This window comes from Pedobacter hiemivivus (genome assembly GCF_005144565.1).
Taxonomy (GTDB): Bacteria; Bacteroidota; Bacteroidia; order Sphingobacteriales; family Sphingobacteriaceae; genus Pedobacter; species Pedobacter hiemivivus.
The window spans coordinates 471,769-498,767 of the sequence record NZ_SWDX01000005.1 but is presented as its reverse complement, the minus strand read 5'-3'; the positions used below and the strand labels follow the sequence as shown (position 1 = coordinate 498,767).

26 protein-coding genes are annotated in these 26,999 nt (G+C 38.1%); 22 read left to right on the top strand and 4 right to left on the bottom strand.

The window, feature by feature from the left end; translation table 11 throughout:
* The 19 genes from FBD94_RS15230 (at position 1) to FBD94_RS15140 (ending at position 18,790) form a co-directional block, all read left to right on the top strand.
* Entirely contained in the window at positions 1-1,296 is a 1,296-nt protein-coding gene (locus FBD94_RS15230; RefSeq protein ID WP_136880808.1) for a c-type cytochrome, read from the top strand.
* 46 nt (positions 1,297-1,342) lie between these two features.
* On the top strand, positions 1,343-4,414 hold the full coding sequence (locus FBD94_RS15225) for a TAT-variant-translocated molybdopterin oxidoreductase (protein WP_136880807.1): 3,072 nt from the start codon (positions 1,343-1,345) through the stop codon (positions 4,412-4,414).
* A gap of 31 nt (positions 4,415-4,445) precedes the next feature.
* Entirely contained in the window at positions 4,446-5,918 is a 1,473-nt protein-coding gene (nrfD, locus tag FBD94_RS15220; RefSeq protein WP_131608100.1) for an NrfD/PsrC family molybdoenzyme membrane anchor subunit, read from the top strand.
* Between the two features lie 2 nt (positions 5,919-5,920).
* Positions 5,921-6,457 (top strand): DUF3341 domain-containing protein, encoded by a 537-nt coding sequence (locus tag FBD94_RS15215; protein ID WP_131608101.1) that lies wholly within the window; start codon positions 5,921-5,923, stop codon positions 6,455-6,457.
* Positions 6,429-7,037 (top strand): c-type cytochrome, encoded by a 609-nt coding sequence (locus FBD94_RS15210; RefSeq protein WP_131608102.1) that lies wholly within the window; start codon positions 6,429-6,431, stop codon positions 7,035-7,037. The genes FBD94_RS15215 and FBD94_RS15210 overlap by 29 nt, the downstream gene beginning before the upstream one ends.
* Before the next feature lie 11 nt (positions 7,038-7,048).
* On the top strand, positions 7,049-8,263 hold the full coding sequence (locus FBD94_RS15205; RefSeq protein ID WP_131608103.1) for a quinol:cytochrome C oxidoreductase: 1,215 nt from the start codon (positions 7,049-7,051) through the stop codon (positions 8,261-8,263).
* A gap of 68 nt (positions 8,264-8,331) precedes the next feature.
* Positions 8,332-9,561, top strand: coding sequence for a cytochrome c oxidase subunit II (locus FBD94_RS15200; RefSeq protein WP_136880806.1), 1,230 nt, complete (start codon positions 8,332-8,334; stop codon positions 9,559-9,561).
* A 20-nt stretch (positions 9,562-9,581) separates the two neighbouring features.
* Positions 9,582-11,465, top strand: coding sequence for a cytochrome c oxidase subunit I (locus FBD94_RS15195; RefSeq protein WP_169472319.1), 1,884 nt, complete (start codon positions 9,582-9,584; stop codon positions 11,463-11,465).
* An 88-nt stretch (positions 11,466-11,553) separates the two neighbouring features.
* Entirely contained in the window at positions 11,554-12,618 is a 1,065-nt protein-coding gene (locus tag FBD94_RS15190) for a COX15/CtaA family protein (RefSeq protein ID WP_136880805.1), read from the top strand.
* 11 nt (positions 12,619-12,629) lie between these two features.
* Positions 12,630-13,508, top strand: a complete 879-nt coding sequence (cyoE, locus tag FBD94_RS15185) for a heme o synthase (RefSeq protein ID WP_131608106.1) — start codon at positions 12,630-12,632, stop codon at positions 13,506-13,508.
* A gap of 7 nt (positions 13,509-13,515) precedes the next feature.
* Positions 13,516-14,106, top strand: a complete 591-nt coding sequence (locus FBD94_RS15180) for a cytochrome c oxidase subunit 3 (RefSeq protein ID WP_136880804.1) — start codon at positions 13,516-13,518, stop codon at positions 14,104-14,106.
* A gap of 30 nt (positions 14,107-14,136) precedes the next feature.
* Entirely contained in the window at positions 14,137-14,844 is a 708-nt protein-coding gene (locus FBD94_RS15175; RefSeq protein WP_090781179.1) for a cytochrome c oxidase subunit 3, read from the top strand.
* 20 nt (positions 14,845-14,864) lie between these two features.
* Entirely contained in the window at positions 14,865-15,221 is a 357-nt protein-coding gene (locus tag FBD94_RS15170) for a cytochrome C oxidase subunit IV family protein (RefSeq protein WP_136880803.1), read from the top strand.
* Positions 15,221-15,928 carry an SCO family protein gene (locus tag FBD94_RS15165; RefSeq protein WP_136880802.1) on the top strand — a complete coding sequence of 236 codons (708 nt, stop codon included), beginning with the start codon at positions 15,221-15,223 and terminating at the stop codon, positions 15,926-15,928. Before FBD94_RS15170 ends, FBD94_RS15165 begins: the two co-directional genes overlap by 1 nt.
* A 15-nt stretch (positions 15,929-15,943) precedes the next feature.
* Entirely contained in the window at positions 15,944-16,477 is a 534-nt protein-coding gene (locus FBD94_RS15160; RefSeq protein WP_136880801.1) for a DUF420 domain-containing protein, read from the top strand.
* 38 nt (positions 16,478-16,515) lie between these two features.
* Entirely contained in the window at positions 16,516-16,764 is a 249-nt protein-coding gene (locus tag FBD94_RS15155) for a hypothetical protein (RefSeq protein ID WP_131608111.1), read from the top strand.
* A gap of 14 nt (positions 16,765-16,778) precedes the next feature.
* Positions 16,779-17,177: a DUF983 domain-containing protein gene (locus FBD94_RS15150; protein WP_131608112.1), complete on the top strand. Its 399-nt coding sequence runs from the start codon at positions 16,779-16,781 to the stop codon at positions 17,175-17,177.
* Positions 17,174-17,836, top strand: coding sequence for a DUF2461 domain-containing protein (locus FBD94_RS15145; protein ID WP_136880800.1), 663 nt, complete (start codon positions 17,174-17,176; stop codon positions 17,834-17,836). Before FBD94_RS15150 ends, FBD94_RS15145 begins: the two co-directional genes overlap by 4 nt.
* Positions 17,837-17,947: 111 nt before the next feature.
* Positions 17,948-18,790 (top strand): OmpA/MotB family protein, encoded by an 843-nt coding sequence (locus FBD94_RS15140; protein WP_131608114.1) that lies wholly within the window; start codon positions 17,948-17,950, stop codon positions 18,788-18,790.
* A gap of 61 nt (positions 18,791-18,851) precedes the next feature.
* Here the strand turns inward: FBD94_RS15140 and rfbC are convergent, their stop codons facing one another.
* The 3 genes from rfbC to FBD94_RS15125 are packed head-to-tail and all read right to left on the bottom strand — an operon-like array spanning position 18,852 to position 21,539.
* Complete coding sequence (gene rfbC / locus FBD94_RS15135; RefSeq protein ID WP_136880799.1) at positions 18,852-19,406, bottom strand: dTDP-4-dehydrorhamnose 3,5-epimerase; 555 nt, start codon at positions 19,404-19,406, stop codon at positions 18,852-18,854.
* 6 nt (positions 19,407-19,412) lie between these two features.
* Complete coding sequence (locus tag FBD94_RS15130) at positions 19,413-19,715, bottom strand: DUF4286 family protein (protein ID WP_131608116.1); 303 nt, start codon at positions 19,713-19,715, stop codon at positions 19,413-19,415.
* 15 nt (positions 19,716-19,730) lie between these two features.
* Entirely contained in the window at positions 19,731-21,539 is a 1,809-nt protein-coding gene (locus FBD94_RS15125; RefSeq protein ID WP_136880798.1) for a tetratricopeptide repeat protein, read from the bottom strand.
* A gap of 294 nt (positions 21,540-21,833) precedes the next feature.
* Between FBD94_RS15125 and FBD94_RS15120 the strand changes: the two genes are divergently transcribed.
* The 3 genes from FBD94_RS15120 to FBD94_RS15110 are packed head-to-tail and all read left to right on the top strand — an operon-like array spanning position 21,834 to position 26,100.
* The gene (locus FBD94_RS15120) at positions 21,834-23,726 is read left to right on the top strand and encodes a S9 family peptidase (RefSeq protein WP_131608118.1); all 1,893 of its coding nucleotides are present in this window, start codon (positions 21,834-21,836) and stop codon (positions 23,724-23,726) included.
* Between the two features lie 12 nt (positions 23,727-23,738).
* Positions 23,739-25,406: a sensor histidine kinase gene (locus tag FBD94_RS15115; protein ID WP_136880797.1), complete on the top strand. Its 1,668-nt coding sequence runs from the start codon at positions 23,739-23,741 to the stop codon at positions 25,404-25,406.
* A 4-nt stretch (positions 25,407-25,410) separates the two neighbouring features.
* Positions 25,411-26,100, top strand: coding sequence for a response regulator transcription factor (locus FBD94_RS15110; protein WP_136880796.1), 690 nt, complete (start codon positions 25,411-25,413; stop codon positions 26,098-26,100).
* On the opposite strand, the gene FBD94_RS15105 is transcribed toward FBD94_RS15110, so the two are convergent.
* Entirely contained in the window at positions 26,097-26,987 is an 891-nt protein-coding gene (locus FBD94_RS15105) for a UbiA prenyltransferase family protein (RefSeq protein ID WP_136880795.1), read from the bottom strand. The genes FBD94_RS15110 and FBD94_RS15105 overlap by 4 nt on opposite strands.
* Positions 26,988-26,999: the final 12 nt, after the last annotated feature.

The following is a 26,999-nucleotide window of genomic DNA, read 5'->3' as shown; positions in this document are numbered from 1 at the left end:
ATGAGGGATATCTCATTGATCATTAGAAGAGTTTGGAAGTCGGCGTTCATGTTTACGGCTCTATCTGTTTTAATCGTTTCTGCAACACAAGCACAAGATGTAGTGGAGGGAAGAAAAATATTTAAAGATAAATGTGCTTCTTGTCACCAATTGGACCGTAACAGTACTGGTCCAGCATTAACACCAAAGCTGACCGAGCTGGATGAAGCTTTCGCCATCAAGTGGATTAGAAACTGGAAGTCATTAGTTGACGCCGGTGATAAAACTGCAATCGAGGCAGCGAAATTCTCTCCTGCTGAAATGACAACGTTTCCAACGTTGACTGACGAGCAGATTAAAAGTGTAATTGCTTACGCAAAAGCAGGCGAGCCGAAAAAAGAAGCGGCGGCGGGTGCAGCTGTAGCAGCGGGTTCTGACGAAGTTTCGTCATTCTCTATCGCAGGGGTTGCCTTAATTATCATCATCTCTATCGTTGTATTGGTTGTTTTAGGCCGTGCAGTGAAAATGTTAGAGCGTTTGATTCTTAAGAAACAAGGCGTTGAGGTTGTTGAAGAAGAACCAGTTTCTTTTGCAGACGGCACACGTAAAATGTTTAAGAACAAGAAGTTTGTATTCTTCTTCATCCTATGTTTAATTGTAACCTTAGGTTCATTTGGCTGGATGGGAATGTGGGATACAGGTGTACATACTGGTTACCAGCCGGTACAACCTATCAAGTTCTCTCACGAGTTACACGCTGGGGTTAATCAGATTGATTGTCAATATTGTCACTCTGGTGCATTTAAATCTAAAAATGCTTCTATTCCATCAGTTAACGTTTGTATGAACTGTCACAAATCTGTACAAGCTACTGAAAAGTATAATGGAGAGATTTCTCCAGAGATTCAAAAAATCTACACCGCTATCGGTTATGATCCGAATACGCTTACTTACGATAAATCGAAAGAAAAACCGGTTGAGTGGGTACGTGTACACAACTTGCCTGATTTTGCTTACTTCAATCACTCACAACACGTTGTAGTTGGTGAAGAAGCCATCAGAAAAGAAAGAGGTTTAAAACCTAACGAGCCTGTATGTTTTGCATGTCACGGTCCGGTAGATACAATGGAAGAAATTTATCAATTTTCTCCACTAACCATGAAATGGTGTATCAACTGTCATAAAGATGCAGAGGTTTCAGGTAAAGACAACGCATTCTATACTAAAGTGATCGAAGCCCATGAGAAAATCAAAAAAGGCGAGAAAATCACTCCTGCATTGCTAGGTGGTTTAGAGTGTGGTAAATGTCACTATTAATAGAGTTTAATAACAAAGAACGTTCGATAACAGTAATATAGCTTAAATGGAAAGCAATAAAAAATACTGGAAAGGCTTAGAAGAGTATAATAACACTCCGGATTTTGTTGAAAACAACAAGAACGAATTTGCTGAGCCACTTCCAATAGAAGATGTTTTAAATGAAGCGGGGTTAAGTACCGTAACTCCTCGCCGTGACTTTTTAAAGGCTTTAGGCTTTGGATTAGGTGCGGTGACACTTGCGGCTTGTCAAACAGCCCCTGTTCATAAGGCAATTCCTTATGTAATTAAACCTGAAGAGGTTGTTCCGGGTATCCCTAACTACTATGTTTCAAGTTTTAACGGTCATCCGGTTTTGGTTAAAACCAGAGAAGGTAGACCAATTAAAATAGAAGCAAATACAAATGCTGGTGCATTTAACTGTGGTACTGATGCGCAGGCACAGGCTTCAGTGTTGGATCTGTATGATGTATCTAAGTTAAAATCGCCTTTATTAAAAGAAAACGAAAGTACCTGGACTAAGGTAGATGAGTTTGTAAAAGGGGAGTTGAACAAAGCTCAAGCATCAGGAAAGAAAATCCGCGTGATTTCTTCTTCTGTAAACAGTCCTTCTACAAAAGCAGTTATTGCTGATTTCACCGCTGCATATCCTAATACTAAACACGTTCAATACGATGCGGTTTCTTATACTGGTATCATTAAAGCGAATGAGAATAGTTTCGGTAAAGCTGTTGTTCCTAAGTACAAGTTTGATAAAGCAGATCTGATTGTAAGTTTCGGAGCTGACTTTTTAGGTACTTGGATTAGTGGTGAAGAGTTTACTGCTCAATATGTTTCTAACAGAAATCATAAATCGTTGAAAAACGGCAAAATGTCCCGTCACTTCCAATTTGAGGCAGGCATGAGCTTAACAGGTACAAATGCAGATACCCGTATTCCAGTAAAATTATCGGAAGAAGGTCCCGCTTTGATTGCCTTATATAATGCAATTACAGGTGCTGGCTTAGCTGGTGGTACTTTACCAGATAACGTTAATGCTGATAAGGCATTGAAATTAGTTGGTAAGGAGCTTTTACAAAATAAAGGTAAAGCACTTGTAGTTTCAGGATCAAATGATGTTTCTACTCAAATTTTAGTAAATGCCATTAACTCTGCTATCGGCAGTTATGGTGCTACTATTGATTTGGATAATCCTTGTAAACTTTATGCAGGTAATGATGCGGAATTTGCTGAATTGATCAATGAGATGAACAGAGGCGAAGTTGCTGCTGTTTTCATCTTAGATAGCAATCCGGCTTATGATGTAGCAAACACTAAAGCGTTTACAGATGCTTTAGCGAAAGTTGCCTTGAAAGTGTCGTTTTCTGACCGTAAGGATGAGACTTCTACTTTGTGTGATGTGATTGCAATTAACCATAACTATTTAGAAGCATGGGGTGATGCAAGTTCGTACGAAGGAGTTTACTCTATTGTACAGCCAACAATTAACCCTGTATTTAACTCACGTCAGGCAGAAGAGAGTTTATTGATTTGGTCTGACAATGCTGTTAAAGAATACTACCAGTATGTTCGTAACAACTGGGAGAAAAATATATTACCTGCAGTAGGTTCAAACTGGAAAGAAGCTTTACAAAAGGGTGTATTTGCAGCTGCTGAAAAACCGGCTGGTGCATATACTTTCAATCTTTCTTTAGCTGCTGTAGCTCCATCTATTTTAAACAACAGCAAGGCATTAGCAAAAGACATCCAGCTTCAGGTATATGAAAGTATTCCGATGCGTGATGGTAAACATGCTAACAATGCATTCTTGCAAGAGCTTCCTGATCCGGTTTCGAAAGTAACCTGGGACAACTATGTAGCTATTGCGCCTAAGTATGCTGAGAAATTAGGATTTAAAGAATTTGATATCGTTTCTGTGAAAGCAGATAATGGTTACACTATTGAGCTTCCTTTGTTGATTCAACCGGGGCAAGCGATAGGTACTGTATCCATTGCATTAGGTTATGGCCGTACCAAAGTTGGTAAAGCTGGAGATAATGTAGGTAAAAATGCTTATCCATTTGTAAGCTTTAGCAATGGTACTTTAAAGTATGCTACAACTGTTAAATTAGCAGGTACTGGCAGAAGAGAAGAACTTGCTCAAACACAAACGCATTATTCTTTTGAAGGTAGAAATGTTATCCGTGAGGCTACATTTACGGAATACAAAAAGAATCCTGCTGCTGGTTCGGGTAACGACCATGCTAAACATAAAACTTACGATTTATGGGATAAATACGAAAAACCAGGTAACAACTGGGTAATGGCAATCGATTTGAATGCTTGTACTGGTTGTGGTTCTTGTATTGTTGCTTGTAACGTAGAGAATAACATTCCTGTTGTAGGTAAAGACGAAGTACGCAGACGCAGAGAGATGCACTGGATCCGTATTGACCGTTACTACAGCTTTAACCAGGAAGGTGAAGCTCATGCAGAAGGTGCTCATGGTCATAGCGCGATTAACGCTGTAACGAAAGAGAAAGAGATCGCTCATTTGAACGAAGATCAAATGAACAATGTATCGGTTGTACACCAACCTATGCTTTGTCAACATTGTGATCACGCTCCATGTGAGACTGTTTGTCCAGTATTGGCGACTGTGCATTCATCAGACGGCTTAAACCATATGGCTTATAACCGTTGTGTAGGTACTCGTTATTGCGCAAACAACTGTCCCTATAAAGTACGTCGTTTCAACTGGTTCAACTACTGGAATGATTCACGTTTTGACAACTATTTGAATAATGAATTTACTCAGTTGGTACTTAACCCTGATGTAACTACTCGTTCAAGAGGTGTAATGGAAAAATGCTCGATGTGTATTCAGCGTATCCAGGCAGGTAAATTGCAAGCTAAAATTGAAAAACGTCCATTGAAAGATGGTGATATCAAAATGGCATGTCAACAAGCTTGTTCTGCAAATGCAATCATCTTTGGTGATGCAAATGATCCTGAATCGGAAGTTTCTAAAGCATTACGTAGTGAGCGTATTTACTATGTGTTGGAAGAAATTAACGTACAACCGGGTATAGGTTATATGACGAAAATTAGAAATACAGATACAACAGTACAAGCGTAAGCGGATAGCTGATATTAAAAGAAAATAAATTATGTCAGGACATAACGAATCAATATTAAGAGAACCACTAATCACCGGCACGGATATCACGTATGCAAAGATTACGAATGATATTTTACTGCCGGTAGAGAACAAGCCAAATAGGGCTTGGTGGATAGGATTTATCGTCGCACTATGCGGAGCTTTACTATGGGTAGTAGCAGTTAGTTATACCTTCTGGTTTGGTATCGGTGCATGGGGATTAAATAAAACAGTAGGATGGGCTTGGGATATCACCGGTTTCGTATGGTGGGTAGGTATTGGTCACGCAGGAACACTGATTTCTGCAGTACTATTACTTTTCCGTCAGAACTGGCGTAACTCGATTAACCGTTCGGCAGAGGCGATGACAATCTTCGCCGTTATTTGTGCGGCAACGTATGTAGTATCTCACATGGGTAGACCATGGTTGGCTTACTGGGTGCTTCCATTACCAAATCAATTCGGATCATTATGGGTAAACTTTAACTCGCCGCTAGTTTGGGATATGTTTGCGATCTCAACTTACTTCTCGGTATCACTATTATTCTGGTATACAGGTCTACTGCCTGATATCGCAACTATTCGTGACCGTGCAACAGGTGTTAAACGTAGAGTTTATACTATACTATCATTTGGATGGGCTGGAAATGTGAAGACATGGCAACGTTTTGAGGCTGTATCTATCATTTTGGCGGGTATCTCTACACCCCTAGTACTTTCGGTACACACGATTGTATCCATGGACTTTGCTACCTCGGTAATTCCGGGATGGCACACTACGATCTTCCCTCCATATTTTGTGGCTGGGGCGATCTTCTCAGGATTTGCGATGGTGTTAACCTTGTTATTGGTAGCACGTAAAGTATTAGGTCTTGAGAACTATATCACCATGTTCCACATTGAATCGATGAACAAGATTATCATCTTGACAGGATCTATCGTGGGTGTGGCTTACATCACTGAGTTCTTTATCGCATGGTATTCAGGTTCTGAATATGAGCAGTATGCTTTCATCAACCGTTCAACTGGTCCATACTGGTGGGCTTACTGGATGATGATGACTTGTAACGTAATCTCTCCACAGTTGTTATGGTTCAAGAAGATCCGTACCAGCATCGCTGCTACCTGGATTTTATCTATTGTAGTAAACATCGGTATGTGGTTTGAGCGTTTCGTAATTATCGTAACTTCATTACACCGTGATTATATTCCTTCAAGTTGGGCGATGTTCTATCCAAGCTGGGTTGATGTGAGTGTGTTTGTGGGATCGATAGGTTTGTTCTTTACTTTGTTCTTATTGTTCTTAAGGGTACTACCTTCAATTGCAATTGCAGAGGTTAAATTGCTACTGAAAAGTGCAAGTGAGCAAGCTAAGTTAGAGCAAATTAAGGAAGGTCATTTGGATCCGACACATGTATCAGAATACGTGGAGTCTTTGGATAAATTTGATAGTGTTAAACAAGAAGAATACGCAAAAATATAACAATGAACAATATCAAATATATTTTAGGCAGTTTTGGTGACCCTGATGAAATGATGCATGGCATCGATAAATTGCAGGAGAACAACATTAAGATACATGATGTTTATACACCAATGCCTATTCACGGCATAGAAGCTAAATTAGGGGTTAAGCGTTCAAGATTAGATATTGCGGCTTTCTTTTTTGGAATAACAGGAACATGTACGATGCTTACGTTTGTATATCTTGCAGCAGCATATGACTGGCCAATTAATATCGGGGGTAAGCCACACTTCGCTTTACCGGATTTTATTCCAATTACCTTTGAGTTGACCATTTTGTTTTGTGCTTTTGGTTTAGTTGGTTCTTATTATGCATCAACCCACTTATTTCCGGGAAGAGCACCAAGAGTAATGGACTTAAGAGCTACAGATGACAGGTTTATCATTGCAATTGATGCAAAAGAGAATACTGATCACAATAAGATTGATGATTTATTAAAGGAAGCTGGTGCTTTGGAAGTAAAGCATAATGAAAGGAAGTATATTAGCTATGAATAAAAGTAAAGTAGTTTTAGCCTCGTTTTGTATACTTACAGGAGCTGTTTTATTCACGGCATGTAAGGATAAAAGAAGTACAGGTTTAGAATACGCCAGGAATATGTATGATCCGATTGCATACAATCCAGATCAACCGAACAAGAATTTTAAGAATGGAGCAACTGCACAGGTTCCACCAGCAAATACTACTCCAGTAGGATTTGATAAGTTTGATAATTATCCTAACACTAAAGAAGGATATGAAGCAGCAGGTGTAAGTTTAGTTAATCCACTTGCTTTAACTGAAGCAAACCTAGAATCAGGGAAGCATTATTTCACTGTATTTTGTGCTCCATGTCATGGCGAAAAGGGCGATGGACAAGGTCACCTGGTTAAAATTGAAAAATTCAACGGTGTGCCTTCTTATCATGGTGATGCAGCTTCTTCACGTGGCGGTCTGATGAAAGATTTAACGGCGGGCAAAATTTATCATACTATTGAGTATGGTTTAAATAATATGGGATCACATGCCTCTCAGCTATCTCCAGAAGAAAGATGGAAAGTAGTGATGTATGTTCAACAATTACAAAAAATACAATAAGCACAATATAGATGGGAACTCACAATTATAATTTAACTGAGCAGTTTGAGTTTACAGGCAAGGCTAAAACTTTAAGTATAATCGCTATTGTAATAGGAATAGCGGCTATAGGTTACGGTTTTTCTGCTGAGGCGCTTCATGAGCGTACTTTTGCAAACCTGTTGCTAATGGCTTATTACTTCGCTTGTGTTTGTATGTCAGGAGCATTCTTCTTGGCAGTTCAATTCGTAGCACAGGCTGGTTGGTCTGCTTCTATACTACGTGTGCCTCAGGCAATGGCTAAAGTGTTACCAATTGCGGTAGTCATTTTAATTGTTGTAATGGGTGCAGGTTTATATACTCATAACTTATATCATCACTGGCATGCAGATGGATTAACTGATCCAAACAGTGCAAACTATGATAAGTTAATCGCTGGTAAGTCAGCGTTCCTGAATGTACCTTTCTTTATGGGACGTCAGGTTGTCTTTTTAGCAATATATAGCTTTTTCGCTGTGTATCTGTCTAAACTATCTAACAACGAAGATTTACAGGGTGGTTTAAATTCTTATACAAAGAGTTTTAAATATTCATGTATATTCCTTGTTATTTATGGATTTACTACGCCAATCTTTGCTTTTGATACTGTGATGTCATTGGAAGCACATTGGTTCTCAACCATGTTTGGCTGGTACAATTTCGCTGCAATGTGGGTAAGCAGTTTGGCTACTATGGCCATTATCATTATCCTTCTGAGAAAAGCAGGTTACATGAGCTGGGTAAATAATAGTCACTTACACAACTTAGGACAGTTTATCTTCGGATTCTCTATCTTCTGGACTTATGTATGGTTTTGTCAGTTTCTTTTGATTTACTATGCAAACATGCCAGAAGAGACTGTATATTTTTACAAAAGGTTTGAGCACTATGAGTTCTGGTTCTACCTGAATTTAGTATTAAACTTTTTAGCTCCTGTACTACTGCTAATGGACAGAGATAACAAGAGACATGAAAATATATTATTGACGGTATCTATAGTTGTTTTATGTGGTCACTGGGTAGATTATTACCAAATGATTATGCCAGGAACAGTAGAAGAACACCATGCATTTGGTTTTATTGAGGTTGGTATTGCATTAGGTTTTGTAGGTTTGTTTACTTTTACCGTATTAAGTGCATTAAGCAAAAAAGCATTGATCGCTAAAAACCACCCGTTTTTACAAGAAAGTTTACATCACCAGTTGTAATTGGTGGTCTTAATAGAGAATAAAAAATAATAGTATAATAGAAGTACAGCGTTACTACTTTTAAGGAAATGAGTTTAAGAAAATTTATAAGTAACAAAACGATAGCGGCACTAGCAGTGATTTTAACTGCATTTGCAAACACCAGCGCTTTTGCACAAGCTGCAGCCGCTGAGACCGCTAAAAAGCCCATTGATATGGGGCCGATTTATAAATCGGTGATATTTTATGCCATGGCCTTTTTATTGGTCTGCTTATTCATAGCAATCATCGGGAAAGCATTAAAGGTATATGAATTGACCCGTGAGGCTCAGGATAAACCAAAAGGAATTGACTGGAATACAGTTAACGGAGTGCTTTTTGCATTGTTCCTTATTGTAGGTTTATATGGTGTATACTGGGAGTATACGGTTCATGGAAACATGATCCTACCTGAAGCGGCATCAGAGCACGGTAAGAAAATTGACCAGATGTTTAACATTACGTTGATTCTTACTACTATAGTTTTCGTTATTACTCACATTCTTTTATTTGCTTTCGCTTATATCTATAGATACACGAACAAAAGAAAAGCGTATTACTTACCACACAACAATACCATTGAGCGTATCTGGACAATTGTTCCTGCATTCGTTTTAACGATATTGGTATTGATGGGTTTCCTTACCTGGAGATCAATTTTCTACAAAATCGAAGATCCTAATAACAAGCCTATCAGCATCGAGATTACTTCATCTCAATTTGCATGGGCAATCCGTTATGCAGGTGCTGATGGTGTAGTAGGTACTAAAAATTACAAACTGATCACTTCTGTTAATGCTTTAGGTATTGACTTTAAAGATAAAAATACACTTGATGATCAGTCGGCAGATGAAATGGTTATTCCGGTTAACAAACCAGTACGTTTAATCTTGACCAGTAAAGATGTAATTCACAGTTTTTATATGCCACACTTCAGGGTTCAATTGAACACTGTACCGGGTATGACTTCTTACTTTGAATTTACGCCAACCATTACTACTGAAGAAATGAAGGCTAAAACAAATGACCCTACATTCAAATATTTGTTCTTATGTAACAAGATCTGTGGTGATGGTCACTATAAAATGCAAAAAGAGGTTAAAGTTGTTTCTATGGCTGAGTATGAAGCTTGGGTAAAAGAACAACCAGCTTATTTAACTGACGATTTGAGAAAAGAATTTAACATTCCTGTAACCCCTGCTGCAACTACTGTAGTAGCTGATACAACAGCAAAGGACACTTCAGCAGTTAAAACAAAACAATTAGCTTTAAAAAATTAATAATACTGGAATAGCACATTATGTCAACTATATCATTACACGATACACATAACCACGATAACCATGATGATCATGGGCATCACAAAGAGACCTTCTTAACGAAGTATGTCTTTAGTCAGGATCACAAGATGATTGCCAAGCAGTTCCTGATAACAGGTATTATTATGGCTGTTATTGCAATGGGACTGTCGATATTGTTTCGTTTACAACTTGCATGGCCAGATAAAGACTTCCCTATTTTAGAGACTTTCTTAGGAAAGTGGGCTGAAGGTGGTCGTATTAAACCTGATTTTTACCTTGCTCTAGTAACTATACATGGTACCATCATGGTATTCTTTGTATTGACAGCAGGATTGAGTGGTACTTTTAGTAATTTACTGATACCACTTCAGATTGGTGCAAGGGATATGGCTTCTCCATTCCTGAACATGCTTTCTTACTGGTTCTTCTTTACTGCTTGTGTAATCATGATGGGTTCATTCTTTATACAAACAGGACCTGCGAGTGCGGGTTGGACGGTTTATCCGCCATTATCGGCTTTGCCTACAGCGATTAGCGGTTCTGGTTTAGGTATGACTTTATGGTTAATCAGTATGGTACTTTTCGTTGCTTCGTCTTTAATGGGTGGTATCAACTACGTAAGTACTATCTTAAACATGCGTACTAAAGGTATGGACCTTTGGAAAATGCCTTTAACAATCTGGGCGTTTTTCTTAACTGCAATTTTAGGTATCTTATCTTTCCCTGTTCTAGTTGCAGGTGTTGTATTATTGATATTCGATAGAAGTTTCGGTACTAGTTTCTACCTTTCTGATATTGTTATGGGTACTCAGATCCTTCCTAATGAAGGTGGATCCCCAATTTTATGGCAACATTTATTCTGGTTCCTAGGACACCCAGAGGTATATATCGTAATTATGCCAGCGATGGGCTTGTCTTCAGAGATTATGTCTGTAAACGCAAGAAAACCTATCTTCGGTTACCATGCGATGATCTATTCATTGATCGGTATTACTATCCTTTCGTTTATCGTTTGGGGTCACCATATGTTTGTAACTGGAATGAACCCGTTATTGGGTGGTGTATTTATGATCACAACTTTGATCATTGCGGTACCTTCAGCGGTTAAGACCTTTAACTGGTTAGCTACATTATGGAGAGGTAACATCAGGTTTACTCCTGCAATGTTGTTCGCTATTGGTATGGTTTCATTCTTTATCTCTGGTGGTTTAACTGGTATTTTCTTGGGTAATGCTTCATTGGATATCAACTTACACGATACTTACTTTGTAATTGCCCACTTCCACTTGGTAATGGGTTCTGCAGCGATATTTGGTATGCTTGCTGGTGTTTATCACTACTTCCCTAAAATGTTCGGAAGAATGATGAACAGCAAGTTAGGCTACCTTCACTTCTGGATTACTTTTGCTTGTGCTTATTTAGTATTCTTCCCTTTACACTTCTTAGGATTAGATGGGGTTCCACGTCGTTATTATGCATTCACTGAGTTTGAGTTTATGCAAAAGTGGGTTACTGTTAATATTTTAGTTACCTGGTCTGCAATTATTGCTGCATTAGCTCAGGTTGCTTTCTTATTCAACTTCTTCTACTCCATCTTTAAAGGTAAGGTAGCATCTCAAAATCCTTGGGAAGCAAATACTTTAGAATGGACAACTCCAGTTGAACGTTTACATGGTAACTGGCCAGGAGAAATTCCTACGGTATACCGTTGGCCATATGATTACAGTAAGCCAGGAGCTGAGGCAGATTTTATCCCTCAAACGGTTCCTTTCTCACAAACAATGAGTTCTAATATGCCTCATGATTTTGAAGGCAATAGCGAGTCTGAACGTATACAAAGAGAATGGGAAGAAGAAAACCCTTCTGTAGATTCGTCAAAATAGAAAATACGTAGTATCTAATACGATGAGGTATCTGCAGTAAGTAAATACTTACAACAGATACCTCATTTTTTTTAATCTAACACATACCATGGTTCCTAAATCTGAAACGAGATTTATCAGGCTAAACCTTATTACAATAGTTGTAACCTTACTGCTAATTTTGGCGGGTGGGATAGTACGTAGTACGGGTTCTGGTATGGGCTGTCCGGATTGGCCTAAGTGTTTTGATCAATACGTTCCACCAACTTCTGTTTCGCAATTACCTGCCAATTATAAAGAGAAATATGTAGCTGAACGTGTCGCTAAGAATGAACGTTTTGCGAAAACCCTCGATAGAATGGGAAAGGGGCATCTGGCAGACAGCATTAGACACGATACCTCTATTCTTCAACCAGAAACATTTAATGCCGGGAAGACCTGGACAGAATACATAAACAGGTTGATGGGTGCAATTACCGGATTCTTGTTGTTAGGCTTGGCAGTATATTCATTTACCTATAAGGGTAAAGCAAATAGAATTATCATTCTTAGTCTTTCAAATCTGATCATTGTTGGTTTTCAGGCTTGGTTGGGTTCAATTGTTGTCTCTACTAATTTAATGCCTTGGATAGTTACCGTACATATGTTATTGGCATTGGTGATCTTGGGTATTTTGGTTTATACTTATAATTATACCCAACAGTTGCATAAAGAGACTACGATCATTATGGGTAAGATAGGTTGGCTTAAAATTTTAACTATCGGATCTGTGGTATTGAGTGTGATACAAATTGTAATCGGTACGGAGGTTAGAGAGGCCATAGATGCGATATCTAAAGCGATGTTATACAATGGTAGACACAGTTGGGTTTCGAAGGTAGGGGATCTATTTTCTTATCACCGTGATCTGGCCATGTTGGTGTTGATTGTAAATATCATCATTTATAAAATTGTTAAGGATAAGTTTAACGGTAAAACTACGGCTTTAAGGGTAGGTAGCTCAATTGGAATTGTTTTGATCATTCAAATTGTAACCGGCCTTTTATTGTCTAACTTTGCGCTTCCACCTTATGCACAGGCATTGCATATTTTGTTCTCAACGCTCTTGTTTAGTTTACAATATTACCTGTACTTATTAGTTTACGGAACTAGTACTTACAATCAACAGAATTAATTATATACAAATTGAAAAGGTTTTTCTCAGATTTCTCTAAGCTCATAAAATTCAGGTTAACGTTCCTGGTAGTGTTCTCTGCGTCAGTTACTTTTTTAATTGGTTCTCAAGTGCCGATTGATGGTGTCATTCCTGGGATCAATTGGACTAATTGGGTGATTTTAATCATAGGGGGATTTTTGGTTACTTCTGCCGCGAATTGTTTTAATGAGGTCATCGAAGTAGATCTTGATAAATTAATGACCAGGACTAAGGATCGTCCTATGCCTGCTGGTCATATGACTACTGGTCAGGGACTGGTTTCAGGATTGGTTATGGGCTTATTGGGTACTTACTTACTAGGTAAATTAAATATCGAGACGGGTTTACTTTCAGTATTTTCTATTTTCCTTTATGCCTTTGCTTATACGCCTTTAAAGCGTAAATCTCCAATTGCTGTATTTGTTGGTGCAATTCCAGGAGCTTTACCTCCACTAATTGGATATGTAGCTGCGCATGGCAAGATTGATAAAATAGCGGTGATCTTGTTTTTGATCCAATTTGTATGGCAGTTCCCACATTTCTGGGCTATTGCATGGGTTTTGGATGATGATTACAAGAAGGCAGGGTTTAGACTTTTGCCAACGACAAAAAGAGATAAAATAAGTGCTTTTATTACATTTTTAAGCACATTGATCTTGATTCCGGTAAGCTTGTTGCCTACCATAGATGGTTTCGGGGGATATTATATTGGCGGGGTTTCGTTGTTAGCGGGCCTTGTCTTTGCCTGGCTTGGATTTAAGTTGTGGTTAAAGATGGATTTGGACAGTGCCAGAAAAGTAATGTTCTGTTCGTTTTTCTACTTACCCTTGGTTCAGCTGGTTTTATTGTTTGATTTTATAGTTAAATAAATTTTAAATGGTACACACATTAAAAGAAGAGGATTTAAAGATGGAAGCGGCCTTTAATGCTAAGCCGAGGAAATTTGTAGTATGGTTATTTGTAGTTTCATCAACGATTATGTTTGGTGGTTTTACGAGCTACTATATTGTTTTTGCAGCATCAAAAGGTAAAGGGCATGGTTTGGTATTGCCGGATCTTTTTATGTACAGTACGGCAGTGTTAATTGCCAGCAGCATTTGCTTATTTCTGGCCTCAAAGGCGTTAAAGGATGGTAATATTGGTAGCCAAAAATTATTACTTTGGGGGACATTAGTATTGGGCTGTATTTTTGGTTATCTACAGGTTGATGCCTGGGGGACTTTGTTCCATACAGGTGCGGCTTTTGTAAACAACAATGCAGCAATTTCTATGATTTACGTGGTATCAGGACTTCACCTGTTACACATTTTTGCTGGTTTATGTTTCGTGACAAGTACCTTAGTTGGTGCTTACATGGGTATTTCGGCAGAGAAGAGCAAATTCCGAATGGATATTGCTTCTATATTTTGGCATTTTATAGATATATTATGGATATATCTGTATGTTTTTTTACTTTTGAACAGTTAGACTTTTTAACAAACTATTACAATTTATAAAATGAGTTCATTATCACAATTAGATCAGGTAAAAACCACTCCATGGAGCGGAGGCCGCTCGCCGTGGTCAGTAGAGTACGGCAAAATAATGATGTGGTTTTTTCTAGTTTCTGATGCATTTACCTTTTCATCATTATTGATTTATTACGGAGCGCAACGCTTTAGTAAACTTACCTGGCCAGATCCGGATTTGGTTTTTCAATCGGTTCCAGGTATAGCAGAAGGTGGATACCCACTGGTATTTGTTGGTATCATGACTTTTATCCTGATCATGAGCTCTGTAACAATGGTATTGGCTGTTGAGGCAGGACACAGAAGATCTAAAAAGGAAGTGATCTGGTGGATGGTAGGTACCATCATTGGTGGTTTTATGTTCCTTGGCTGTCAGGCTGCAGAATGGACTCACTTATTCCACGAAGGTTTTGGATGGGGTAAAATTCCTCCAATGGAAACTTTACATCATTTGTTTGATGGGGAAGTGTCTACAGTATCTGCTTTGCAGTTCTCGAACTTGTTTTTCACCATTACAGGATTCCACGGATTCCACGTATTTAGTGGTGTAATCATTAACATCATCATTTTATGCATGACGATTAATGGTACTTTTGAAAAACGCGGACATTACCTAATGGTTGAAAAGGTTGGTTTATACTGGCACTTTGTAGACCTTGTTTGGGTATTCGTATTTACCTTCTTCTATTTAGTTTAATTTTTCTCAAGTAAGATATTATGTCACAACATACAGAACATACGCATGATGAGCATGCACACGGTGAGCATGCGGCTTTAAGCAAAAAGAAAATCTGGCAGGTATTTGGTATCCTGTTAGCCATTACAGTAATTGAGTTTATCATTGCTTTGTGGGCTATCCCAGGTAAACACATGACTCAACATATTGGGAACTATGTTTACATCGCATTAACGTTATTGAAAGCCTTTTACATTGTTGCTTATTTTATGCACCTTAAATTTGAGAAGGTTGGTCTTCAGGTTTGTTTATCTGTTGTTTTCATTTTCATATTTTACTTTATCGTTTTAATGTTAATTGAAGGCGGATATTTACACTTACATATGCCTCTGGTTTAATGAAGGGTACTTCAATAAAAAAAGTTTTAATCCTGGTCACCATTTTAGCGGTACCAGGATTTTTATATTATTTACTACAGGAACAAGGCAAGAACAGGTATAAGCCATTGCCATTTTTTGGTCCAAAAAAAGTAGCCACAACCTTCCATTCGGTTCGTGGAAAACAGATCCCAGATACCATCTATCACCAGTTGGGTGATTTTAAATTAGTCAATCAGGCTGGGGATACTGTTAGCAAAAAACATTATGACGGTAAAATACTGGTCGTAAACCTGTTTTATACTCAGGGAAATACCGCTTCAGTTGATATTGCAAATAAAGCAATGCAATCTTTTGAATTCACTTACAGACCTAATAAGAAGGTGAATCTAATCAGCTTAAGTATAGACCCTGTATACGATACACCAACACGCTTAAAACCGTATGCGGAACAGCTTTCGGCTAAACCTGGTAAATGGGATCTTTTAACTGGAGACAGCACGCAAATTTATAACCTTATTAATAAGGGACTATCTGTAGATGCTCATCAGGAACTAGTTAACGGCGAAAAGAAATTTGTTTATAGCAATATGTTCGTATTGTTGGATTACAAACATCGCATCAGAGGCTATTACGAAGCCACTAGTAAGGAAGACCTGAATAAATTAGATGATGAGATCAAAGTATTGATCATCGAAGAATTAAGAAACAATAACGACGGACGATAACCCGTTATATGAGCTATGAATAACAACACCCCAATTGAACAAAAATATAATAAATGGATTATTTTGCTCTCCATCGTTATTCCATTGGCCGTAGCCGTGTTGTTTTACGTTAAGATTCCCAATGCCACACCATTGCCGTTTTTGCCGCCCATATATGCGACTATAAATGGTATAACGGCAGTTTTATTGATTATAGCGGTAATCGCTGTTAAGAACGGGAAACGTAAATTGCACGAGAATTTAATGAAATGTGCAATTGGTTGTTCCTTGTTATTTTTGGGGATGTATATTGCCTATCACATGACCACTCCATCTACTAAATTTGGTGGTGAGGGAACCATTAAATATGTTTACTTCTTTATCTTGCTTACGCATATCCTCTTGTCTATTGCGATTATACCTTTGGTATTGATTACTTACGTGAGGGCTTTGGCTGAGCGTTTTGACAAGCATAAAAAGATTGCTAAAATTACTTTCCCGCTATGGGTATATGTTGCCATTACTGGTGTAGTGGTATACCTGATGATTTCCCCTTATTATAGCTATTAAGCGTCCCTTAATCAGATAGTTTGTCTATATTTGTAAATATGAAAAGGATTGCATTTGTCTTCGTTTTTATCGTGCTATCGGCCATTAGTGTAAGTAACACGGCCAATGCGCAATGTGCTATGTGTTCTGTTAATGCAGAGCAAAGTGTAAAAAATGGTAATACTCAAGGTAAAGGCCTAAATACAGGTATATTATATCTTTTGGCTATTCCATATGTTTTGCTTACTGGTATTGGTGTTTTATGGTATATGAAATTTCGTAAAAACACAACGCAAGGCATTTCTTAGCCTACAGATCTCCTATGCAGAAAACATCAAAGCTTTATGCAATCATACATGGTAAATGCCCACAATGTCGTAGAGGCGATATTTTTACCGGGAGTTTATATGGCTTTAATGTGCAACGGACAAATACAGTTTGCCCACATTGTGGACAGCGGTTTGAAATAGAACCGGGCTATTTTTATGCAGCGATGTATGTAAGTTATGCCATGAACTGTGCGGAAATGATTTCACTCGGCGTTGCGACCTATGTTTTATCTGGTGGTCGTTTAGATTTCGACTCATTCTGGCTCTATCTAGGTGTAATTTTTACAGGATGTTTACTTTTATCCCCCTTCAATTATCGCTATTCCCGCGTGATTTTATTACATTGGCTATCTCCAAAAATAAAGTATAACGCGTATTACGATAAGCCATGATTAAGCCAGAAACACTTGCCTTTATAACAGACGTTGCGGAAAACAATAACCGCGAATGGTTTGCTGAAAATAAAGAAAGGTACGAAATTGCTAAAACTGATGTGTTGAATTTTGTTGATCAGCTCATCCCAGTCCTTGCTGCTGCCGACCCGGAATTTTCTATCGAAACACAGGCAAAAAAGTGCTTGATGCGTATTTACAGAGATGTACGTTTTAGTAAAAATAAAGATCCTTATAAAAACAACTACGGTATATCTTTTGGTGTAAAAGGTAGAGGGATAGACGAACCCGGCTATTATCTGCATATACAACCTGGAAGCTGTTTTTTTGCGGCAGGATTCTGGATGCCGGAAGCGTCGGATCTGAAAAAGATTAGAGAAGAGATCGATTACAATACCAGTGATTTTTTGGAAATTATCAATGCAGCAGATTTCAAAAAGATCTTTACACTGAGTCAGGAAGATAAATTGAAAAAGGCTCCTAAAGGTTATGAAGCAGATCATGCTCAGATAGAACTGTTGAAGCTAAAAAGCTTTATTGCTACCTTTCCTATTAAGGACGAAGAGTTTTTTAAACCCGGGATCGTTAATAAGTTGAAAAATGCTTTTGAAAGTGTATATCCTTTTATTCTATTTTTGAGAAAAGCAGTTGAGCAATAATTTTTGCCTCCATTAAATTAAGTCCTAAAACCAAATGAACCATAATTTCTGCTTCTTTAAAGCTCAATTGGGCTTAAGCGGAGTATAATCCTTAACATTCAATATACACTAATGAAGAAAATCAGTTTGTTTTTATTTGTCGGATTGTTTGCCAGTGCATTCAGTTCCTGCGTGGTCCTGTCGCCTCAGAAGTATAAGACGTTATTGGCAAAACAAGATTCCTTAAACAAGGGCTGGAATGAGTCACAGTTAATGAACGAGAGCCTTGAAAGCCTAATTGCCAAACTGCGAAAAGATACTAGTGGATTAAACGGCTCATTAAGCGATTTAAAGGGTAGGTACTCGGAGATGGATAACAATTATACAAAGTTACGTAGTAACAGCTCTAATGAGATTAATAAGCTCTCTGCGGACCTTAAGAAACGGGAGCAAAGACTTAAAGAGGTAGAAGAGATTTTGCGTAAGCGTGATGAGGCTACGAATCAGTTAAAAGAAAAACTACAACAAGCGCTATTGGGCTTTACTCAAAATGGCTTAACTGTTGAAATTCGTAATGGAAAAGTATACGTTTCATTGATGGATAAACTATTGTTCCCTTCGGGCAGTATTATTATTGATGAAAAGGGAAAACAAGCATTGAGCCAATTGGCAGATGTGTTGAAACAACAACCAGAAATTAATATAGCTGTTGAAGGTCATACTGATTCTCAAAAAATAACCAATCTTGGTCAGATTAAAGACAATTGGGATTTGAGTGTATTGCGCTCTACCTCGGTGGTAAGGTATTTAACTGAAGTAAGCAAGGTTGAAGCGGTGCGGATGACGGCAACTGGTAAAGGCCAGTTCCAACCATTAGGTCCAAATACCTCGGCTGAGAGCAGAAGTAAAAACCGCAGAATTGAGATTGTGCTTTCGCCAAAATTGGATGAGCTGTACAATTTAATTAAGCAATAAAATAAAAAATGCCTGTATCATTTCTTGTGATACAGGCGTTTTTTATTAAGAGCGTTTTTATTTAAAAAGGGCTTTCAAAATCTTTAAACTGAGAAAGTACCTGATCTTTATCTGATAATAAGAATTCAGATTCATGGATATCCCTGCTCCATTCAATATTTAAGTCTGGATCGTTCCACATTACACCTATTTCCGAATTTTTATCGTAGTAGTTACTTACTTTATAGGTGAAAATAGTATGATCTTCCAGTGTTAAGAATCCATGTAGAAATCCTGCGGGAACCCAAAGTTGTTTATGGTTCTCTTCACTTAACTCAATGTCGAAATGTTGTCCGTATGTAGGGGAATCTTTTCTAATGTCGACAGCAACATCCATAACTGCGCCTTGCAGTACGCGGACTAATTTTCCTTGTTCAAAAGGTTGGGCTTGTGCATGTAATCCCCGCAGGGCTCCTTTTTGCGAAAAGGATTGGTTATCCTGAACAAAATTTACATTTATACCCGCCTCTGCAAAGAGTTTAGCATTATAACTTTCGTAAAAGTAACCACGGTTATCTCTCCATACTTTAGGTTCGATAATTAATAGACCTTCTATTGGTGTTTGAGTAATTTGCATAATTAATTAAGCGATGTATTCCATTAAAGTGTGGAAAGAGACAAGTTTATTTTCGAAAAGATCTTTCACCTCGGCTTGTAATGCTGGAGCGAAGTTTGTTTGGTAATCAAGATAATCAGCCATGTGGTCAACAACATATTGGGCGCAATAGGTTATCCCCTCATTAGGTGAGTCTAAGACCCTTAGCAAACGATAAGAAACGAACTTTCCCGATGCCATAACATTAGGAATATGTGTCTCCTCCATCCATTTCAGCCAGCTATCCGCAGCTGCGTCTTCAATTATTGTAGTTACATTATATAATAGCATGGTGCAAAGATAACACTATGTGCCAATATTATCACCGCGAAGTTTTCGGAAACGCTTGCGCGCTTCATTGGTGTACATGCTGCCTGGATGATCATTAATTAATTTCTGGTATAGTTTTTTAGCCTGTTCTATATCCTTCAGATTCGTTTCGTAAAGATCAGCCAGCGTAAATAAGGCATCGTCTGCCCAAATGCTGGTCGCTTGCTGCTCCGTCAGTGTTTTAAGTGTAATTACCGCATTACTGATGTTGTTGGTTTTAATATATATCCTTGATTTGGCCATTAAGATATCATCAACAAGACTATTGCCGGGAAAGGCAATTGCGATGCTATCTAGTTTTGCCAGTGCTTTTGAAGGACGGTTACTAAATTGAAGCATTTCAGCGTCTGCATACATTTTAAGCGCATTGCTATCTAGAGTCGATTGTAGGTTGTCTGTGATCAGTAAACTAAGGTTTAGCGCATCGTTTGCGATTAACTGCGAGGTAGAGGCTTTTAATATGTCAGCCTGCGATTTGGCATAAGTAAAGTTCCCTTGATAAAAGGAGAGTCTGGCTGATCGGTATCGAGCCTCATTACCTACATCTTGGTTCTCGAATTGCTTGGCCACTTGTTCATAAATCAAAAATGCTTCCCAGGGCTGCTGCGTTAATATGTAAACATCGCCGAGTTCTAGTTTTATTTGCCCGATTTCGGCTGCAGGAATACCAGGGATGGTTAATATGTTTTCGAGTGCAGCTTCCGCTTTTTTATGGTCGTTGAGATAGTAAGCCTGTAAGTTGGCGAGCTTCTTTAGCGCAAAAAGTGTTTGTTGATTTTTGCCATATTCATCAATTATAGCCTGATATTCCGCGGCTAGTTCTGTTATTGCCTTTTTATCAATCTGGCTGGCTATAACCTGTTGGTATTTCGCATTGATCATCTCTACCTTTGAAGGCAAATAGTACAGGTTTTCCTTCCCCTTGGTTAACAAATACTCATAGGCTTTGATGGCTACCGGATAAGCTTTATTGTCTAAAAATGTGCCTGTAGTATTAAATAAGATGGACCCATCATCCTTGATGCGTTTATCTTGCGCAATAAGCTGCCTTAAGGCCATGTCATACTCCTGTTGTTGCAGGTATTGCCAGATGAGTAGTTTTGCGTAAATTTCTGTTTGTGGTTCTTTTTGTATTCTTTTGAGTAAGGCTGATTGTAAAATCTGATAGTCGTCGTTGTCTTCAAATACGGTTGACAATACACTTTCTGCCTGTGGGAGTAATTGAGGCATTCCAGGTAGCGCGTTCAGGTATTCTTGAACCAGCATATTTTTGTCTTTCTTGTAACGGTAAATACTCAGCAGCTCGTAAGTAAAGGGTTTGTCGTCATTTAATATTTTACGTCCCTGTAAAAAGGCTGAAATGGCCAGGTCGTAAGCCTGAAAACCATAAAAATGGTTGGCAATTTCTCTGATTTTAAATTCATCAGCAGGGAGGTTGTTGATCACCTGCATGTATAGTTTATTGGCCGCTTCTGTTTGTCCTTTATCCTGATAAATTCTTGCTAATGCAATGCCATATTCTAAGTTCTTTGAATCTTGTCTGATTAGCTTTTTGACTAGCTTTTCAGCATCATCATATTTTTTTAGTTTAAGCAGGGTGTTAAAATAGAGCTCAAAATGCGTGTCGCTTTTTGTCTTGTTAAATAGTTTTTCGAGCAAAACCACCGCTTGTTGATATTGACCTTGCTGATAATATTGGTAGGCCAGCGCATCATCTACATTGTCTTGTGCAAGGCAAAAGAGGTTTACAAAACAAAATACAACGATTATGACCAGTTTTTTCATTTGGTGGATTAAAGTTCCGGGATTTAAAATTAACGATTTTTAACTAAATCCTTGTAGGAAGCGTTCGTGATCTGTGTTATAGGTAAGGCTAAAGCCTCACATGATGTACACATTCTACAGACATTCTTCACAAAAAGGTACCTGATTGTAGATTTGGTGTGAACCCGGTATGAAGAAATGTTAAGATTGATCGCAAAATGATTAAACGTAACATTAAGATTTTAAAGTAACAATATTGGTGTATTGCCTGTTTACAATGCTGGCGTTGTGTAGCTTTGTAAGCTAATTAATGATATGATTGGATTAAAAAAATACTTTTTCCTTGTTTTGGTGCTCCTTGCCTTTGCTTGCCAGCGCCAGAAAGAGACACGAACCATACCTGTTGATGATTTTTTTAAATCACAAAATAAGGTAGGATATAGATTGTCTCCAGATGGGAAAAATCTTTCTTACCTTAAATTAAAGGGAGCAGACAGGAACATTTACATTGAAGATATTGAAAGTGGTGAGGGGCGGATTATTACTCAATTTAAGGGGATAAATATTGTTTTTTATTGCTGGGTGAGCGATAATGAACTGATCTATTATAAAGAGACAGATGCAGCTAGCAACCAGTCTGATATGTATATTATTGACAAAGAAGGAAAAAACGAACGCCAACTGGTCAAAAATGAAAAGAGTCGGTTAAGAATTATTGATGATCAGCTGATGGATGATAAATACTTGCTGGTATCCTCTAATAAAAGAGACTCGACGGCATTTGATGTTTATCGTTTAAATGTACGTAATGGAGCCATGGAAATGGCGGCTAAGAATCCAGGAAATATTATCGACTGGAGAACAGATGCGGAAGGGAAACTGAGGCTGGCTATTAGTAGTGATGGCGTTAATAGCACTATTCTTTACAGGGCTAGCGAAACCCAACCTTTTAAACGCGTATTGACTAGTAATTTTAAAGATACGTTTAGACCCATCGCTTTTAGCCACAATAGGCCCAATATCATCTATGCCATATCTGACATTAACAGAGATAAAACAGCTTTGGTTGAGGTGGATTGTAATACAGGGAAAGAAGTAAAGAACCTTTTTTGCAATGATACTTTAAACATTACTGAAGCACAATATTCAAGAAGGAAGCAAAAAATGTCTTTTGTGGTTTACGAAACCTGGAAGAAGGAAAAGTACTTTTTGGATGATTCGGTGAGACAGGTGTATGCTAATTTGGATAAGCTTTTGCCGAAAACGGAAACGAGGATTTTTGACTGGGATGAAGCAGAAAATGTATTTATACTAAGGACATTTACTGACAAAAACCCAGGCTCTTATTATCTTTATTTTGCAAATAGAAGTAAAGTAAGGAAGTTAAGTGATTTTAATTCGTCAATCCGGGAGGAGGAAATGTGCGAAATGAAGCATGTAAGCTACCAATCAAGGGATGGTTTATTGATTCATGGATACTTGACCCTTCCACTCAATCAAAAAGCAGAAAACTTGCCGGTTGTGGTACTGCCCCATGATGGTCCCGTGGAAAGGAACTTATGGGGGTATAATCCGGAAGTTCAGTTTTTGGCTAATAGAGGCTATGCCGTATTCCAGGTAAATTACCGAGGCTCTTCTGGGTATGGGAAAAACTTTGTAGCCGCAGGATTTAAGCAATGGGGTAGTAAAATACAGGATGATATTGATGATGGTGTGAAATGGCTTGTTCGCAATAAAATTGCCGATCCCAAAAGAGTTGGCATTTATGGTACCGGTTTTGGGGGCTATATTGCTTTAAATAGCTTGTACTTACATCCCGACACTTATGCTTGTGCAGCATCGAATGCCGGTGTAATTAATTTATTCACTTACTTAAAATCGATTCCGCCTTATCAAAAACCTATTTTGCAGATGTATTACGAAATTATTGGTAATCCGCTTACAGATATAGATAAAATGAGGCAGGTGTCGCCATTGTTCCAGACGGATAAAATTAATGCACCCGTATTATTGGCTCAAAATATTAAAGATCCGAATAACAACTCGAGTGAAACTATGCAGTTTGTTAAGAACCTAAAAAAACGCGATATAAGTGTTACTTATATCGAAAATCAAGGTGATATGTTTGCTGGCAAGAATGGAGCGTTAAGGCATAAATTTTACACTACGCTGGATGAGTTTTTAGAATTTAACCTGAAAAGGAAGTAAATTCACCCTCCTATGGCTTCAGAGAAGAAAGACGGTTACCGTAAGAATTTTTCGTTGATACTCACTTTCATCGTGTTGATGTCAGTGCTGTTTCTACTCTCTTTGGGATTGGCCTATAGATTTAGTACTAAATATATCGAAAACGAATTTGTCTCCGAAAAGGTAAAGGTACTCGAGCAAAGTATTAAACCTTATAATGATTTCTTTCAAAAAAAGCTACCTGAAGTTTCTTTCTATAACGGATATCTCGATTCGGCAACAGCTTCGAGGTTTGTAGATACGGTTTTGTTGGAATATCCTTTCGTATCAAAGGTTATTTTTTATGATTCTGAGGTGAGTAATACGCCGGTTAATGACGGATTAAATACAGGTAAATTCTCCTTTGGGCCAAAAAATATTTACCAGTTTGGAAGCCTTGTTCCCAGTGATTCTATTCGGCTGTTTTCAAGAAATGATACCCGTAATTTTATTGTTGGGGATGATTTTAATGCGCTGGCGCTAAAACTGGTGTCTTATATTGAAAGCTTGGATACGACTCGTATTCCTACACAGGATGAGCTGTTTAGTAATTTTAGCAATGTTCGCAGCAACAAGATCACTTACTTGAATATTCCAAGGTTGGAGGATTTGAAGATCTATAAGGACATGTTGCGGAAAACATTAGATCCCAGTCCTGTTTATCAGCAGGACATGCTGTCTTTTCAGCTAGATCCTTATAAGATAAAGATCATCAACCCGCGTCCGTTGTTGTACCAATATATTAAAATAACTCCACTTACTTATGATCCTTTAGATACCACAGCGGTGTATTTAAGTACGGAGATTACTTTGCCGGGACCATTTTCTGATTATAAACTTTTCTTTATTTCTTCAAAATCCTTTATTGATAAAGAGATCTTTAGTTATTTTTTCCCTATTGCGTTGGCGATCCTATTTTTTTACGGCATATTGGTACTGGTGGCTGTTTTAATTTACCGGAACTTGAACATTAACCAGAAGATGTTTAAACTACAGTATGATTTTGTAAATAACCTGACGCATGAGTTTAAAACGCCCGTCAGCGTGATAAAGATAGCAGGGAATAACATTAAAAGTGCCGTTACACTTACCGAAAGGGAACTTAAGCTGTATGGTAAAATATTGGATGAAGAGGCGGATAAGTTGAATGGATTGATGAATAAGCTACTTGCGTTTACGCAGATAGAGAATAAATCGATACAGTTAAATCGGGATCGGATTCGTATAGTAGATTTTATTGAAAGCACTGTAGAGTCCCATCGGTTAAAGCATCCTGATTTTAATTTTACTTACGAGGTGAGTGGTTTTAGCACATTTGTGACTGACCCAGTACTGCTTGGCAGCTTATTTGATAACCTTGCCGAGAATGCCTATAAGTATTCTCCACCGGAGCGTAAAAAATTGCACATCAGTGCCCGATTAATTAAAGGGAAAGTGGTGTTTAGGTTTACGGATCATGGTATAGGTATACCTGCGTCGGAAATTAATAATATATTTAAGAAGTTTTTCCGTGTTCAAAATCAATACAACCAAAATGGAAGTGTGGGATTGGGGCTGGCTTTTTGTAAGGAACTGGTTAATTTTATGGAAGGGGAGATTACGGTGAAGAGCAAAGTAAATAAAGGATCAGAATTTAAAATTGTATTACCATATAATGATTAAAGATATGTCGAAAGGAGTTAAAATACTGATAGTTGAAGATGATGAGAACTTACGTTTCTTAGTAGTACATCGTTTAAAATCTGAAGGATATGAAGTTTCTGAAGTTGGAGATGGAGAAGAAGCAGAACGGGTCATATTAGCGGAAAAACCGGATATCGTTTTGTTGGATTGGATGTTGCCTGGCAAACAGGGAGACCAGATATGTGAAGATGTGCGGAAACAAGGTTTCGATAATTTGATTATTATGATGACCGCAAAAGCGCAGGATGTAGATAAGATTGATGCTTATAATTTTGGGGCTTCGGATTATGTAACAAAACCATTTAATATGGATGTGTTGGTTGCTATGCTTGATAGTAAGGTGAAGTTTATTTTACACAACGACCGCTCTGAAGTGCATCGTTTTGGCGATATGGAACATCATCCTAATATTCATACTTTATTTAGAGACGGTAAAAAGATTGAGTTGACTATTCTGGAGAATAGGATATTGCTTTATTTTTTACGCAACCCGAATAAGGTCATCAACAGAGATGAATTGATGTTGGTAGTTTGGGGATACAATTCTGATGTAAATACACGTACGCTTGATATGCATATTGTACGTTTACGTAAAAAGATTGAACTGAACCCTGATAACCCTCAATTGCTGCAAACGGTTAGGGGAGTGGGATACCGTTTTAATCCGGCTTAAATTAAAGCCGCCAGGTAACTGGCTAGTATCAGCACCACGTATTGCAATAACATGGTTCCATCGATATAAAAGAAGTAGTAATATTCATTCTTTTTGATATTGGATTTGAAAATTAACCAGCCTGTAAGCAGGAGGGTTAAGGTTAGTGCAATAATATCTGAAATAGAAGCTTGCCTAAACAGCAATAATAACGCTAAGTAGCCTACAAGTAGGAACTGGCAGAAGATATATGCTTTTTTTTCGCCTAGCATTACAGGGATGGTTTTCAAGGCATAAAGTTTGTCTTGAAATAAATCCCTGATGTCAAATGGGATGGTAATTGCGGCTACAAACAGGAAGCGCTTGGCAACTAGTAATAAGGTTTCTGCTGTTGAAATATTGATCTGATAATTATGTTCCAGCTCTACCACGGGGAGCAGTACGCAGCTTACAGACCATACCAGAGCGATTAAAAATAGTTTGATACCCGGAATATTCCGCAGACCGATTTTTTGGTTGTTAAGCGTTAAAAAGGGGATATTATAGCCTAAAGCAAGTACTGCAGTAAATATCATGAGTAGTTGAGCCTCAATACTGAGGTAAAGCAGGCCTAATGGGATTAGACAGAGTACCGATATGAGGGTAATGGATATGATTAGCCTATGATGCGAAAATATCCATCGTACCCTTACGTATGGTGAGTTTTTGGGGTCTTGAGGCTTAGACAGCAGCATACTGAAATTATAGATGCCGATAGTGCCGAAAAATATAATAGCCAGAATGTACTTGTCGGGCGCTACATTTAATAAGTGATAAGTGATCAGCCCTTGAGCAACAGCGCAAATGGCAATAAACAAATTGCTGAAAAGCAAAAAGTCAAGAATTGGCAAGAGCACTTTTTTAATCATGTTTGGTATTTG

Bases quoted from the DNA above. Each gene is read 5' to 3' on its own strand.
- FBD94_RS15110 (WP_136880796.1), top strand. From the start codon at position 25,411: ATGTCGAAAGGAGTTAAAATACTGATAGTTGAAGATGATGAGAACTTA.
- FBD94_RS15145 (WP_136880800.1), top strand. From the start codon at position 17,174: ATGATTAAGCCAGAAACACTTGCCTTTATAACAGACGTTGCGGAAAAC.
- FBD94_RS15160 (WP_136880801.1), top strand. From the start codon at position 15,944: ATGAATAACAACACCCCAATTGAACAAAAATATAATAAATGGATTATT.
- nrfD (WP_131608100.1), top strand. From the start codon at position 4,446: ATGTCAGGACATAACGAATCAATATTAAGAGAACCACTAATCACCGGC.
- FBD94_RS15150 (WP_131608112.1), top strand. From the start codon at position 16,779: ATGCAGAAAACATCAAAGCTTTATGCAATCATACATGGTAAATGCCCA.
- FBD94_RS15155 (WP_131608111.1), top strand. From the start codon at position 16,516: ATGAAAAGGATTGCATTTGTCTTCGTTTTTATCGTGCTATCGGCCATT.
- FBD94_RS15170 (WP_136880803.1), top strand. From the start codon at position 14,865: ATGTCACAACATACAGAACATACGCATGATGAGCATGCACACGGTGAG.
- FBD94_RS15115 (WP_136880797.1), top strand. From the start codon at position 23,739: ATGGCTTCAGAGAAGAAAGACGGTTACCGTAAGAATTTTTCGTTGATA.
- FBD94_RS15195 (WP_169472319.1), top strand. From the start codon at position 9,582: ATGTCAACTATATCATTACACGATACACATAACCACGATAACCATGAT.
- FBD94_RS15120 (WP_131608118.1), top strand. From the start codon at position 21,834: ATGATTGGATTAAAAAAATACTTTTTCCTTGTTTTGGTGCTCCTTGCC.
- FBD94_RS15225 (WP_136880807.1), top strand. From the start codon at position 1,343: ATGGAAAGCAATAAAAAATACTGGAAAGGCTTAGAAGAGTATAATAAC.
- FBD94_RS15230 (WP_136880808.1), top strand. From the start codon at position 1: ATGAGGGATATCTCATTGATCATTAGAAGAGTTTGGAAGTCGGCGTTC.
- FBD94_RS15175 (WP_090781179.1), top strand. From the start codon at position 14,137: ATGAGTTCATTATCACAATTAGATCAGGTAAAAACCACTCCATGGAGC.
- FBD94_RS15190 (WP_136880805.1), top strand. From the start codon at position 11,554: ATGGTTCCTAAATCTGAAACGAGATTTATCAGGCTAAACCTTATTACA.
- FBD94_RS15165 (WP_136880802.1), top strand. From the start codon at position 15,221: ATGAAGGGTACTTCAATAAAAAAAGTTTTAATCCTGGTCACCATTTTA.
- FBD94_RS15125 (WP_136880798.1), bottom strand. From the start codon at position 21,539: ATGAAAAAACTGGTCATAATCGTTGTATTTTGTTTTGTAAACCTCTTT.
- FBD94_RS15200 (WP_136880806.1), top strand. From the start codon at position 8,332: ATGAGTTTAAGAAAATTTATAAGTAACAAAACGATAGCGGCACTAGCA.
- FBD94_RS15140 (WP_131608114.1), top strand. From the start codon at position 17,948: ATGAAGAAAATCAGTTTGTTTTTATTTGTCGGATTGTTTGCCAGTGCA.
- rfbC (WP_136880799.1), bottom strand. From the start codon at position 19,406: ATGCAAATTACTCAAACACCAATAGAAGGTCTATTAATTATCGAACCT.
- FBD94_RS15130 (WP_131608116.1), bottom strand. From the start codon at position 19,715: ATGCTATTATATAATGTAACTACAATAATTGAAGACGCAGCTGCGGAT.
- FBD94_RS15180 (WP_136880804.1), top strand. From the start codon at position 13,516: ATGGTACACACATTAAAAGAAGAGGATTTAAAGATGGAAGCGGCCTTT.
- FBD94_RS15210 (WP_131608102.1), top strand. From the start codon at position 6,429: ATGAAAGGAAGTATATTAGCTATGAATAAAAGTAAAGTAGTTTTAGCC.
- FBD94_RS15105 (WP_136880795.1), bottom strand. From the start codon at position 26,987: ATGATTAAAAAAGTGCTCTTGCCAATTCTTGACTTTTTGCTTTTCAGC.
- FBD94_RS15215 (WP_131608101.1), top strand. From the start codon at position 5,921: ATGAACAATATCAAATATATTTTAGGCAGTTTTGGTGACCCTGATGAA.
- FBD94_RS15205 (WP_131608103.1), top strand. From the start codon at position 7,049: ATGGGAACTCACAATTATAATTTAACTGAGCAGTTTGAGTTTACAGGC.